Consider the following 14,376-nt stretch of genomic DNA (forward strand, 5'->3'; position numbering starts at 1 on the left):
TTTCTATCAAAAGTGCTTATTTAACTAGCTCTATAAAAGAGAATTTATAGCCAATTGGTAAACTAAAAAAGGAAAGGAAAAGTTATGGGTTCACTCCCCAGCAACGCCATTATATATTCACTCTTCCTTTCCGTATTGTACACAACTTTACTAACTATTCTTCGTTCGAAGGTTTTCCAATGGTAGCAAGAATACCACCATCAACATACACCACATGTCCATTAACAAAGTCTGATGCTTTTGAAGCAAGGAATACAGCTGTACCACCTAAATCTTCCGGATTCCCCCAGCGAGCTGCCGGCGTGCGGTTAATGATAAATTCGTTAAATGGGTGACCATCAACACGAATTGGTGCTGTTTGAGCAGTAGCAAAATAACCAGGGCCAATTCCATTGGTTTGGATTCCGTATTTCGCCCATTCTGTTGCCATATTTCTGGTCAACATTTTCAATCCACCTTTTGCCGATGCATAAGCACAAACATCATTACGTCCCAATTCACTCATCATTGAGCAAATGTTAATGATTTTACCTTCACGACGCTCAATCATTCTACGACCAACGTATTTACCCATAATGAAAGGCCCTACCAAGTCAATATCAATTACCTGACGGTAATCTTTTACTTCCATATCCTGCATAGGAACACGCTTGATGATACCAGCATTATTTACAAGGATTCCAATAGGACCAACCTCATCTTCGATTTGTGCAACACCAGCTTTTACTGCATCTTCATCGGTAACATCGAAAACATAACCATGCATTTCGATGCCTTTTTCAGCGTAAGCTGCTTTACCTCTTTCCAAAGCATCTGGCGAAATATCGTTTACAACAATTTTCGCACCTGCTTCTGCTAAAGCGGTTGCAATGGCCATACCAATACCATGAGTAGCACCAGTAACCAATGCAACCTTCCCTTCTAACCTAAATAAATCTAAAATCATAACAACTACTATATAATTAATAACACAACAACTTCTTAGCGCAATTCATCTGGTTGACAGATATCCATATCACCATAGTCAAGGTTTTCACCCCCCATACCCCAGATGAAAGTATAATTACTTGTACCGGCAGCCGAGTGAATTGACCATGTTGGAGAGAAAACAGCTTCTTCGTTCCCCATCCACAAGTGACGAGTTTCTTTTGGCTCTCCCATAAAGTGACAGATTGCCTGACCTTTTGGTACTTCGAAATAGAAGTAAGCTTCCATTCTTCTGCTATGCGTATGAGCTGGCATGGTATTCCATACACTACCTGGGTGCAACTCGGTCATTCCCATTTGCAATTGATTGGTTTTAATGGTATCCGAAACAATCAATTTGTTTAATGTTCTTCTGTTCGAATTTTCCGGCTCTCCCAATTCAATGATAATTGCATCTTCACGTCCAATTTTCACTGTTGGGAAAATTTCGTGAGCTGGAGCTGAGTTCATGTAGAAATGAGCAGGTGCTTCAGCATTTTCACTGCTGAATAAGATTTCCTTCTTTCCTTTTCCTACATACAAAGCTTCTTTATAGTCTAGCTCGTACACTTCACCATCAACCGATACAGTTCCTTTTCCACCTACATTAACAATTCCAAGCTCTCTTCTTTCCAAGAAATACTCCGCCTTTAATGGATCAATGCTTTCTAACTTTAATGTTTCATTTACAGGTACTGCACCACCAACAATCAAACGATCGTACTGTGAATAAGTTAGATTCACATTACCTTCTTCCATGATATTCTGCACCAAATACTCATCTCTTAATCGATTGGTATCGTAGTTTTTAGCATCCGCTGGATGGGTAGCATATCTTTCTTCGTATTTCAATCCCATTGCTAACTATTTTTATAATTTGAAAAATTTTAATCGAGTAATGTGACCTGTTTTATCACCTCTCGATGGATACAAAGAAAGAAAATGCAAATGAATTGTGCAATCGATTGTCTTATTATTCTTCACTTTTACTTTTTTTCGATCGATATAGAAATACATCCAAAAGCAATAAACATCTGCTTTTTAAAGCTTTTAAATGCTGTAATATTTTTTTTAATTTAAATTTAATCCGCGCAATCGATTACCTTTTATTTGTCACTTTTAGGCTATTTATAAAAATTAATTGCATCTTTGTACCGTGAATTAATACCTCTATAATCAAAATGAAGAACGAGAATAACGTTACCATACACGATATTGCCAAAGCATTAAACATCTCCGGATCGACCGTATCCAGAGCGCTTAATAACAATGCGCGCATCAGCGAAAAGACAAAAAAGGCAGTAAAAGACATGGCCAAACAGTTGGGTTATCAACCCAATGCACTTGCATCTAACTTGCGCACAAGTTGCACAAATACCATTGGTGTGATTATTCCCAGAATTAGCCGTTACTTCTTCTCTTCTGCAATTACTGGTATTGAGGAACTTGCACGCGAAAAAGGATTTAACGTTATCATTTGCCAATCCAATGATCTGGAAGAAAGAGAATCCGATTGTGTACAAACACTTTTTGCTTCGAGAGTAGATGGAGTAATCTCTTCGGTAGCTTTGAAAGCCGAAAACTACGACCACTACAAAACCTTCACCAGCAGAAATATACCGCTTGTGTTTTTCGATAGAGTTGTAGATGAATTAGAGACAAGCAAGGTAGTAGTGGATGATTTTAAGGGTGGATTTATTGCTGCCGAACACCTTATTTCGAAAGGGTGCAAACGAATTGCACACATTAGCGGACCGCAACATTTGAACATATACATCAATCGTCTTCAAGGCTTTTTAAAAGCAATGCGTAAACACCATATCGATATTAATGAAGAATTAATAATTGAAAGTCCATTAACGCGGGAAGATGGTTTGAGGTGTGCAAAAACACTTTTGGAATCAGACAATCCGCCTGATGCTATATTTGCCGGGAATGATACAACTGCCCTAAGCATTATTCTTTATGCCAAAGAAAAAGGGATTAAGATACCCGAAGAGGTAGCGGTAGTTGGATTCAGTAATGAACCTTTCTCTGAATTCCTTAGCCCTTCTTTAACCACAGTAGAACAATCTGGTTTTGATGTGGGAACCAAGGCAACAGAACTTTTATTGGATATTATCCAGAATAAAACAGGCAACAAGCAGGAAACCATTGTACTTCCTGTTAATTTAATTGAGCGAGAGTCGTCAGACAAGAAATAGGAATATCCAATTTATACTACAACTCCTCTCAATAAAAACACCCTTAAAGCAATGCTTTAAGGGTGTTTTTATTTCATATTATTCACAACATAAGGAGCAATTACAGTTTTTACATTAAACTATAATATTAAGACAGGCTGGTTGCTACATAAACATCCCACTATAAGCCATATATAGCATTAGAAAATAGTTTAATTCCCACTAGTCAAACCATCCTCAAATCCACTCTTGACATTAAAAGAGATCATACATTCACACTATATAATTGGCAATTGCAACCAACCTGTCTAATCCCACTATCTTTATCACAAAGGCATACACAAAAAATATTACTCTTATTCCTTTAAGAATTGTCTTTGCTTCATAAAACCATTTGTGAATTACTGCAATCGTATATCTCCAATTGCTTTATAATATTTTGCTTCGTTTGTTTTTACTTCAGCTTTTGCATTGATGTAATCGGCATGCGATGTTTGCCATTGCAACTGAGCATCCAACAATTCTCTTGTTGTAGATACACCTTCCATCAATCGATTGGATTCCAACTTTAAGTTTTCATTTGCTTGCTCCAAAGAAGTTGACGTAAAATCCAATTTCACCAAAGATTCTTTTAACCTAAAAATGGCCTGTCTGATTTCCAAAGTGATCATTTCAGAACTTTCATCAAGCTCTAATTCTGCTTTCTGAATTGCCATTTTATTTTGAACTTTCTTTAGCTTTTTCTCTCCCCAATGAAATACTGGTATACTCATAGTAACACCCGCATTAAAAGTAAATTCATTCTCTTGCTTAGCGTAACGATTTGGATTCTGAGATACATAGTTTGCAAAAGATACAATCTGTGGCAAATACTCTGCATTCACCATTTTCTTCTCAACCTTCGACATTTCGACTTGATTGTTTAGCAACTTAATCTCAGGTCTATTGCCCAAATGAGTATCATTAAAAGTAATGGCAGACAAACGACCCGGAATGTTGATAATAGAATCCTGAATTTGTATTGATGACAAAATACCATTCCCAATTCTTTGGTTTAAGCTCATCTTGGCCAACTCTAAATTGTTCGAAACTTCAATCAACGCCAGTTTGGAATTGTTTAGTTCAACTTGTGTTTTTAAAACTTCATTTTTTGTAACAATTCCAGTTTCATACCTGTTACGAACCTCCTTCAACACATCAGTCAAAAGAACAATAGATTTCTGCACAACATCCTTTTGTTCCTGAAGCGATACGACTCCCCAGTATTTGGTTTCCACATCAACCATCAGTTCAGATTTTGTCAAATCAACATTATCCTCAGCCATTGCCTTTCCTAATGATGACAATTTATTGGCATGCCTTAACTTTCCACCCATGTAAATTGGCAAATTCATTCCAATACTTGCTGAGTAGGAATTGTTATAGGCAAGATTCGAAGAGCTTCCTGGCGAATATACCCCACTTGGCTTACCATCAACTGTTGGCAATTCATAACCAGGCACTACCATTTTATTTGGATCCTTCAAATAAGTATATGAAGATGATAAGTCAAATGTTGGCAACATTGATCTTTTACTCAATGTTAAAGCTGCCTCGCTTGACTTCAAATCAGACAAAGCAGTTTTCACTGATTGGTTATGTTCCAATGCTTTTTGTTTGCAGTCTTGAAGCGTTAATACTTCTTGTGCATTTATTTTGAAAATCGTCAATAATCCCAATAAAAGAACCATTGAAATCTTTAATATGATATTATTCATAAGTTTATTTTCATCGGATTGTTACTACTTGATGCGAAATATGTGTTGGTCGTTTGAATTTTTCCTTTTTCGAATACAGCTTAATAAAAAGTCGTTCTCCTTCTGAAGGTACATGTCCAGTTTCTTCATTCTGGATTGTTCTATCATTTTAACTGCCTCGAACTCTACGTAGTCGAACTTGCTATAACGCATAGCCAGATTAAATACTCTTTCCTTAATATCTTCCTGGTCAATAGCCTCATCTGCAATATGTTTTTGAAGTAAATCGGATGAGTGCACCTTATCGTTCTGGAAAAGTATTTTTATAGGATTTACATACATCAAACTAGACTCAACAAATGTTGCTCCTCCTTTGGGAATATTCACAAAGTTGTAGTTGTCGTTATCTATATAAAAATTGCGCGAAACAATCCTTAGGTCGGAAGCCATACTCAAGCTAAACAGCATTGTATTTACAGGCTTGGAGTAAACCGAAAAAACAACCATATGCATAGATTTAATTTTCAGCAACAATTGATTAAAGGTTCGGAATATTCGTAAAATATTGCCCTCATAACCATTCGCTTCATATAAAGCATTCCACTTCTCCTTGTATTTCTCTAAGCTAAAATTCGGATGATTATTACTTATAACCAGCGTTTTGATCTCCTCACTATCGTTTACTTCGTCCAGAAACTCCAATAATTGACTTCTATGATCGAAGGTTTCCTGTTCCAGGATCAAATTGCAATCCAAGTGGAGAACCATTATTCTTTCGTTTTGCTCGGAATAGAAATATTTAGAATTTACATTCATCTGTCTATATTTTTTTTGAGTTGTCAGGTGGTTCGATAGTTATCGAAACCACCATAGGTTTTATTCTACCAATGAGTTTTAAGCATGCGCTTCATAGAATCTTTCTTGTGACAACAGTTCAATTATTCAACCTTAATTCCATAAAAGATAACATACAGCAGAGGCACCACAACCAAAGTAAGAACCGTGGCAAACAACAATCCGAAGATGATGGTAATTGCCATTGAGCCATACATGGCATCAGAAATAATTGGTAGCATCCCCAGTATGGTTGTAACTGCAGCCAAAGCCACCGGACGCAAACGGCTGATTGCAGCACTAATCACTGCTGGAAATGGTTTCATTCCTTCGGTATTCAGATTCAGATTAATCTGATCCATCAACACAATGGCATTTTTCAGAACCATTCCAATAAGTCCAAGAAATCCAACAATGGCCATAAAACCAAATGGATTATTGGTTACATACAGTCCAATTCCAACGCCAATAATCGACAAAGGAATAATGGCAACAACCACTAAGGATTGGCGTACACTATTAAACAACATAACGATGATAAACACCATCATCAACATGGCAAGAGGGAAGAATTTTCCCATACCTTCCTGTGATTCTTTAGAGGTTTTGTATTCCCCATCCCACATAAAACGATAACCTGCTGGCAATGGAATGGCTTCAATCTGATCTTTTACTTTGCTCAATAGAGTAGCACCAGTCATATCCGGATCAACAGGATCACACTGCACGGTGATGGCACGTTGACGATTGTAACGCTTAATTACACTATTTTCCCATGTTAGTGTAATGCTATCAACCACCTCTTTTAATGGCACCGAATAAGATCCGGTTTGTGACCATACACTGGTATTTTCAATGGCATCGATACTATTCTTCGATTCCTGATCAACCTTTAGCATTACAGGCAATTTCTCTTCATTCTCGCGATACAAACCAATTCCTAAACCTGTACTGGTTAGCTGCTGAATGGAATTTCCCAGGTCGCTTCTTGAAATTCCTGCTCGCGATCCTTTTACATCTGAATAATGAGGAGCCCAGGTTAATGCTTTATTTCTCCAATCATCGCTAATATCTCCACAATCAGGCGTATTGTACATTATGCCTTTGGCTTGTTCGGCCAAATTTCTTAGAACCGCAGGATCAGGACCAATAAAACGTCCCTCTACTTTATAAGCAATAGGTGGTCCGGCAATGTATTTTTTCACCCTAACTCTTGCCTGAGGATAATTCTCCAAAAAATGCTTTGTAAGCTTAGGAACCATATTATCTGTTTCTTCCGGACTGTGGGTTTCAACCATTAATTGTCCGAAACTGGTATTGTAATTTTGGGCATGAGCCATCAGCAAATAACGAGGTGGTGTTTGGCTAATGCTGGTAATCACATTCACTACCTCAGGGTAATTCTCAAACAACTCTTTTTCGGCCTTCGCCAAATCATCTTCTACACTCTTTACCGAACTCCCCTCGGGCAACCAATAATCAACTACGAAATAGGATTTCTCCATTGCCATAAAGAATGCTTGCTTCAAGTTTGAAAATGCAAACAACGATATGGCCATAAACAGAATTACAGTAGCCAATGACAACCATCTTAATTTTAAAACCTTAATCAGAAAGCCTTTAAATACCTGGTAAAACTTACTCTCGTAAGGATCTTTGATTTCTTTAGGTGCTTTCAGGAATCTTTCGTTGGTTAAGGCTGTTTGAGTCATTGCAAAAAACCAACTTAAGGTAAGCGAAATGGCAAGCACAAGAAATAAATCCCTACAGATTTCCCCTGCATTATTAGGCGCCAAAAACACTGGTAAAAAAGCTAATATGGCAATCAAGGTAGCACCCAATAAAGGAAGAGACGTTGAACTGGAAATGTTTACAATTGCCTTTCTCCTATTCATCCCTTTCTGCAAAGAAACCAAAGCTCCATCGGTTACAACAATGGCATTGTCAACCAACATCCCCATGGCAATAATAATTGCTGCCAGTGAAGTACGGTGAAGACTAATATCCATGGAATTCATCACAATCAGAGTTCCCAAAATAGAGAATATCAATCCACTTCCGATTAGCAAACCCGATTGCCACCCCATAAACAACAGCAATACCACCACAACAATGGCTACCGAAGTAATCAGGTTTACGATAAAACCATCATTGGCATTTTCAACCTCTTTGGCTTCGTTGTAAATGGATGATATTTCAACTCCCAAAGGCAAATTAGGTCGTATGATATCCAACTGGGCATTTAAGTTCTCAGCTAGCGTTAGTACATTCCCTCCTTTTGTAGTAGATACGGCCAAACCAATGGCATTTTGCGTGTTTCTTTTCATTAAACCTCTAGCGGGCTCAAGAAAAGATTTCTTAATCTCAACCACATCTTTTAAGCGGAACTGCTCATCGCCAACCTGAACAATGGTATTCTTAATCTCTTCCAGATTCTTAAAGGCATCATTTCCTGAAACCCTGATGTATCTGTCATTAATTTCAATATTTCCTGCAGCGGCAATTTGAGCCTGCGAATTAAAGGCTTGTGCTATAATCCCCGGGTTGATCCCCAATTCCGATTTCTTCGATTCCTTAATGATAACATCAACTACTTCGGTACGATTTCCAAAGAGTGAAATTTTCCCCACCTGGTCAACAGGCAACAGCTCTTGCTTGATGTATTGCGCATAGTCGTTCAGTTCTTCGTAAGTAAAACCATCGCCGGTTATGGCATAAAACATTCCATACACATCACCATAATCATCAACCACCTGAGGAGCATGAGCTCCCGAAGGCAATCCTCCTTCAGCATCTTTTAGCTTTTTACGCAGAATGTCCCAAACCTGTGGCATTGCACTGTTACGGAGCTTTTCTTCATAATCTATTTCGACAATAGAAAGACCGGCGTATGAGCTAGAAGATATTTCATCTATATTATCCATACTTTGAGCCGCTCGCTCTATCACTTCTGTAACTTCCTGCTCAACTTCATGTGGCGAAGCTCCCGGATATTGCGTAATAACCAAAGCTGTTTTGATGGTAAACACCGAATCTTCCAATTTACCAATGGTAAAGTAAGATGAGATACCACCTACCAACACAAGAAGCAACAAGAAGTACATTACTACCTTGTTCTTTAGTGAATATTCTGTTAAACTCATTATTATATCCTATTTAAATTTAAAGCTTGGATAGCATTACAATTTGTTCCCTACATTGGTCTTTGAAAAACCTTTGTACTTTTTCACTTTAGTTCCTTCCGATAAGAAATTCACTCCAGAACATACAATGTTTTCTCCTCCACTTAATCCTTTCCTAATCTGGATCATATCATCTCCTACAATTTTACCTCTAAGTACTTCTTTTGAAGAAACCGTGTTTGTGCTTTCATTAAAAAGCCACACGTAAGTTTTATTCTCTTTGCTATAAATACTGCTTATAGGAATTTCTAAACTAGACGAGGTATTGTCGGTATCAATAATTTCCAAATGAGTAGTCATTCCGGCACGCAAATTCACATTTTCAGGAGCATCAATCAGGATGGAAATAGGATAAGACTGTTTCGACATACTGGTTTTGTGACCTACTTCTTTTAAATTACCCGAAACTCTAATTTTCTGATTGCCCAAATCGATTAAACAGGCATATTGCGTATTATCGTTTATCTTCGACAAATCCTCCAAAGAGATCCAGGCCTTTACTTCAAACTTCGACAGATCAATAAAAGATACAATTGCCTGTCCTGGATTTACCTCTTCGTAATTGTTTACAAAAACATCGCTGATATAACCCGAGAATGGAGCTTTCAATTCGGTATCTTCCAATGCATTCTTAGCCGATTCATAAGCTGTTTTGGCAGCCGTATAATTCGATTCCATCTGGTCGTATGTACTGGCAGAAACACTCTCTTTTTCCAAAAGAGTTTTGTAGCGCTTGTATTCGGCACTTGCCAATTTGTAGGCTGCCTGCGTAGACTCTACTGCGATTTTATAATCACGTGGATCGATTTTGGCAATCACCTGTCCTTTTTGCACATAGTCACCAATTACATCGTTTAGCTTCACCAACGGACCTTTTACACGAAAAGCCAGTTTGGTTTCACGTTTTTCGTTAATGCTTGCAGGTACAGTAGTTGCGTTCTTATTGCTTGTACCCACACCTATCTTAACTACTTTAACCGCTCGTACATATTCCTTCTCTTTGACCTTTTCTTTGCAGCCAACAAAAATCAACATCCCTACCAACAAATAGCTGATTCCCTTTAAATACTTCATTGCTTAATACTTATTGAATTATTTACTGATTTACTCTCTTATTATTACTTTCGATTGATGTAAACTATTTTGGTTTCTTTAGTTTACTTTTGTTCAAAAAATATAGGTTTCTATAGTTACTCAAGGTTCCTAAGAAGCCTATATCTTATTTATTATGAATTGATTCTATTTTCTTATAGAGCTAAAGAAAAAGTCTAACTGACGCTTTGTTGTTCTTCTAAATTCACTTACATCTCTATATTTAATCACATTGAAATTCATTAATGCATACAACATGTCCTTTATAATAGTAGCATCTGCATTATCCCTTAACAATCCCAGTTGAATTCCTTTTTCGAAAAAGGCAACCAATACTTTGTGATGAATACTTAATCTCTCTTCCACCAATTGAGATATCCGAGGATACTCTGTTCTGACATTCTCCGAAGTAACAAGTACAATTTGATTCACACTATTCACAATCTGAGTCGATAAACCATCAAGCAGCGTGTAATAATCTTCATCTTGTTCGATGAATTTCTTCACACCGCCCAATTTCTTATTAAAATTATCCTCATAGCATTTGTACAGCAAGTCTTCTTTATTTCCTATGATTTTATAAAGCGTTCTTTTCGACATACCGCACTCCCTGGCCAAATCGTCCATGTTCCATCCTTTAATTCCATAACGAATTAGTAGATTTAAAGTACTTTCATAAACAACTCTTTCAATATTTTCGTCTCCAATTTTCATTACAAAGTATACTACTTACCTGTTTTTAGTTTACTGGGTGTAAAAGTAGATTTGTTTTTCTAACCAAACAAGTCATTTTAGATAATTTAACAATTGGAAACACAAAGAAGCAAACTTCCCCTTTACATGGATCATTCATTTTGTAGCCTTCGAAAGAGAATGAACTTAAGCAGTACTTTATTTTCCTGTTTTTCAAGAAAGCAGATCCCATACAAATGAATAAAGTGAAGATCAATATTCACTTTTTAAATTCATTCTAAATTAATGCAAATAAATTATAAGCTAAATAGGAGGCAATCATCACTAAAAATCCGCTGAAAACATAAACAAACATTACACCTCAGCATAAATATCACACCAGGAAGAAGTAAAGGTATTTTACTGTTAACAACGATTAATTTTTAAAAGAGGGTTTGAAGCTAGTATTATTTTTTCTAGCTTTATTATTGATAAGAAGCCTCGCAGTCTTTTGAACAAACTTTGGACGGTTTACGACATCAGACTGCGGGCTAGTATTCACAGGTAAATATACAAATATTATGACATTACCTTTTTACTTGCGTAGAAATCCTCTCACACAGCGTGATGATGATTTTTCGGCGCAAACTTTGGTTTTCGAAACTTCCGAATTCGAAGCCATTGTTTCCAAAGCCGTAAAACGCCACTCTTCCTTAAACGAAGTTGATGCCACCTTAGCTGTAAATGCTGTGTTCGAACAGGTTTATGAAGAGCTATTGGCAGGCAACAATGTTATTACACCCATGTGTAACATTCGTTTAAGCATTGCAGGTGTTTTTGATGCGGACCATATGGATTTCGATCCGGAGTATCACAAAGTAAATTTGAACTTTACTCCTGGTATCGATTTTAGAAATTTAGCACAGGAAGTGAAGCTGAAGAAAATTACAGCTTCCGACGTGCTGCCTAAAATTGATGGATTCGAAGATTCGGAAAGCGAAAGCAAAAATGAAAAGATTACCCCAGGCAAGGGCGGTATTGTGAAAGGATCCAAGCTAAAATTGAACAAGGACAAAGCCGATGAAGGTTTGTTCTTTATTGCAGCCGACGATACCGAGCACAAGGTAACAACCTACATGCGCAACATGCCTTCTGAACTGATCTTTTCCATTCCCGATGGCTTAACGGCTGGAAAGTACCGTTTAGAAATTCGTACTTACTTGGAAGGGAAAACACTACGTACTGGACAGTTAGACTATGAATTGACCGTAGATTAATCGCTTCCATTTATTCAGGAAACTCTCCGAAGCTCTTTTTTCGGGGAGTTTTTTTATGCCCGTTATTCTTAAAATGTCCTTCTTTCAAAACTTAGTATACTTCTGGTCCGACTCTAAGTATGCTTCTGGTCGAAGACTTAGTATGCTTCTGGTCCGACTCTAAGTATGCTTCTGGTCGGAGACTTAGTATGCTTCTTCTTGGACACTTAGTATACTAAGTTTTTTATAACAAAAAAACCACTCACATAATATGAGTGGGCTTCCACAATTATTAAAGTACATTTATATATTTAAAGGGTAATCTTCGAAGACCTTTCCATCAAGCAATCTTCCATTATCTTTTTTACTTCGTTTTACTCCATCTGCTCCCCAAGTCCCCCATTGTTTAAAGAAAAATGCAACATTTTGTTCTTCACATTGCTCTTTGATGTTTATTGCCCATTCCCTTTTCATTGGTCGTGCTTTTGGACCGCTTTCTCCTCCAACAATTACCCAATCAATTCCCTCTAAATTTATTCGACCAAGATCTTCCAAAAGTGGTTCAACAGATAAGAATTTTATCGATGCATTTAGTTCCCTCAAACGGTCAATTCTACGCAACCCACTTTTTTTATCTTCAACTGTTACTCCAAGCCATACATTTTTAGGAATTTCTCGATCTTTAAAATAAGTATACATTGCATCTTCACGCTTAGTTAAAAGCTGATAGATATGATGTGGTGTTCTATTTATTACATCAACAATTTTATCCAAATATTCAATTGGCATTTGTTCATGAAACAAATCGCTCATTGAATTCACAAAATATTTAGTAGGTTTCTTCTTTTTTAAGGGTTGATCTAATCTTTCAGGCATTAATGAAAAATGAAAACCATTTTCATACCCAGGAGTCCGCATAGCTTTCAGTCTTTTAGCCATTACTTCTGCGTAACAATTGATACATCCTGCAGAAACTTTATTACATCCCGTTGTTGGATTCCAAGTTTCCTCTGTCCATTCAATTTTTGTTTTTTTCATCTTGAGTCCATTTTATAATGGTTTCCTTTTTTGGAGATTCTGATATACCCCACTTTCTACTATCCGATACAGTCTTATTATTTTCGACAAAGATACGCACCTTTTTCAATACATATAATTCTTTTATCACCTCCTTCAAATGCATTGGCCGGAAACCTTCCCTGATAGTAAAATCAATTGCAGCAGAATTAGTAACTACCTCTTCACTTTCAAGATATTTAATCAATTTCTTCCTAAACAAAGAATGAAATCTGGTATTTTCATGATTTGAAAACAAAGATGTTTGACTAGACTCCTTTACCTTAAAACATTTCCCATCATCTGTATTTTTAAAGGCAACTTTATTCATACATAACATTCCTGAAGGATGTCCTGTAATTAAAAAAAGAGAATTTTTACTACCTCCACCATCCAATAACACATAACGAACATACGGGACAGGATTCATTCTATTAATCTTTATCTCTGTAAGAAGCCTTGACTTAATATCCGTCATAAATTCATGAATATCGTTATAGTCTGCCATACCCTTTTGAGTAAACTCTTCGATAAATATTCGAGTTTTATGTTCCTTTTTAAATTTTGCAGACGTGAATCTATATGTGAAGAATACAGGTAGAAAAAGTAATACCTCAGAATGTGAAAGCAACATTAAATTCTGCAAATCAACCATTTTAACATTTGAATAGGTAAAAGGATCTAGAAAAAAGAATTTAGGAATGGAACTTTTCTCTGGTCGCCTCACCAAATCTGGCAATAAATCTTCGTATTTTTGGTTACGGATATGGATTTTTATAATATCTCTATTGAAAGAAAAAGCTGATATTTCTTTTTTTAAATTTTCTATATTTCCAAGATCCTCATCATTGAATAAAACATGGACTTTTAGATTTTCTTTGGAATTAAACTTAGGATTTTTAAGAATGTAATTAAGCCTATTTAAAAGAATCAATGGACTACCATTATGATCCCCATTTTTACCTGGTCCACAAAATAAATCTGCAATTAAACAACTTCCATAAGTCATTAATAACCTTGGTAAATATTCTATTATATACTCCTCGTAAATCTTTGTTTTCTGATAAGTTAAAACTGATTGTTTTTCAAAAAAAGCTTCGTTTTGCATTATATAGATTAAAGGTCTGTTATTATTTTTATTGATAAATATAATAAAAAAAAGGAATCCAAACATAAATTTAAACCCTTTTAGCTTTGTAAATATTATCTGTACACCACCCCTTTGCCTATCCTTACGAAAAAATCCATTCTTGTGGCTTTAAACCCAAATGCTATCACTCATAAATAGCAGAATACTTTTAATCAAGACTGAAAGTCTTGCAGCATCAGCAAAGGGCAACGCTCTTTGATCACAATTGTATAAAACCCCAAAGCCCTGAAGGGGCGAAAGCTCACGCCC

Annotated in this window: 11 protein-coding genes; 2 read left to right on the forward strand and 9 right to left on the reverse strand. The window is 36.5% G+C overall.

Annotation, left to right across the window (positions count from 1 at the left end):
- Positions 1-154: 154 nt before the first annotated feature.
- Positions 155-946, reverse strand: a complete 792-nt coding sequence (locus tag BXY64_RS13715) for a gluconate 5-dehydrogenase (RefSeq protein ID WP_170150665.1) — start codon at positions 944-946, stop codon at positions 155-157.
- A gap of 35 nt (positions 947-981) precedes the next feature.
- Complete coding sequence (kduI, locus tag BXY64_RS13720; RefSeq protein ID WP_120240578.1) at positions 982-1,824, reverse strand: 5-dehydro-4-deoxy-D-glucuronate isomerase; 843 nt, start codon at positions 1,822-1,824, stop codon at positions 982-984.
- Positions 1,825-2,147: 323 nt separating this feature from the next.
- On the opposite strand from kduI, the gene BXY64_RS13725 reads away from it, so the two are divergent.
- Positions 2,148-3,170, forward strand: coding sequence for a LacI family DNA-binding transcriptional regulator (locus BXY64_RS13725; RefSeq protein WP_120240579.1), 1,023 nt, complete (start codon positions 2,148-2,150; stop codon positions 3,168-3,170).
- A 380-nt stretch (positions 3,171-3,550) separates the two neighbouring features.
- On the opposite strand, the gene BXY64_RS13730 is transcribed toward BXY64_RS13725, so the two are convergent.
- The 5 genes from BXY64_RS13730 to BXY64_RS13750 all read right to left on the reverse strand — a co-directional run bounded on the left by BXY64_RS13730 (position 3,551) and on the right by BXY64_RS13750 (position 10,707).
- Positions 3,551-4,906 carry a TolC family protein gene (locus BXY64_RS13730; protein ID WP_120240580.1) on the reverse strand — a complete coding sequence of 452 codons (1,356 nt, stop codon included), beginning with the start codon at positions 4,904-4,906 and terminating at the stop codon, positions 3,551-3,553.
- 24 nt (positions 4,907-4,930) lie between these two features.
- Positions 4,931-5,701: a Clp protease/crotonase-like domain-containing protein gene (locus BXY64_RS13735; protein ID WP_120240581.1), complete on the reverse strand. Its 771-nt coding sequence runs from the start codon at positions 5,699-5,701 to the stop codon at positions 4,931-4,933.
- A 122-nt stretch (positions 5,702-5,823) separates the two neighbouring features.
- On the reverse strand, positions 5,824-8,862 hold the full coding sequence (locus tag BXY64_RS13740) for an efflux RND transporter permease subunit (protein WP_120240582.1): 3,039 nt from the start codon (positions 8,860-8,862) through the stop codon (positions 5,824-5,826).
- Between the two features lie 36 nt (positions 8,863-8,898).
- A complete protein-coding gene (locus BXY64_RS13745; protein ID WP_120240583.1) occupies positions 8,899-9,975 on the reverse strand; it encodes an efflux RND transporter periplasmic adaptor subunit in 1,077 nt (358 codons plus the stop codon).
- 165 nt (positions 9,976-10,140) lie between these two features.
- Entirely contained in the window at positions 10,141-10,707 is a 567-nt protein-coding gene (locus BXY64_RS13750; protein ID WP_120240584.1) for a TetR/AcrR family transcriptional regulator, read from the reverse strand.
- Between the two features lie 539 nt (positions 10,708-11,246).
- On the opposite strand from BXY64_RS13750, the gene BXY64_RS13760 reads away from it, so the two are divergent.
- Positions 11,247-11,942 carry a DNA-binding domain-containing protein gene (locus BXY64_RS13760; protein WP_120240586.1) on the forward strand — a complete coding sequence of 232 codons (696 nt, stop codon included), beginning with the start codon at positions 11,247-11,249 and terminating at the stop codon, positions 11,940-11,942.
- 282 nt (positions 11,943-12,224) lie between these two features.
- Here BXY64_RS13760 and BXY64_RS13765 read toward each other — a convergent pair whose 3' ends face one another.
- Positions 12,225-12,959, reverse strand: a complete 735-nt coding sequence (locus BXY64_RS13765) for a phage Gp37/Gp68 family protein (protein ID WP_120240587.1) — start codon at positions 12,957-12,959, stop codon at positions 12,225-12,227.
- Complete coding sequence (tcmP, locus tag BXY64_RS13770) at positions 12,940-14,085, reverse strand: three-Cys-motif partner protein TcmP (protein WP_170150666.1); 1,146 nt, start codon at positions 14,083-14,085, stop codon at positions 12,940-12,942. Before tcmP ends, BXY64_RS13765 begins: the two co-directional genes overlap by 20 nt.
- Between the last annotated feature and the right edge of the window lie 291 nt (positions 14,086-14,376).

The sequence above is a fragment of the Marinifilum flexuosum genome (genome assembly GCF_003610555.1).
Classification (GTDB): Bacteria; Bacteroidota; Bacteroidia; order Bacteroidales; family Marinifilaceae; genus Marinifilum; species Marinifilum flexuosum.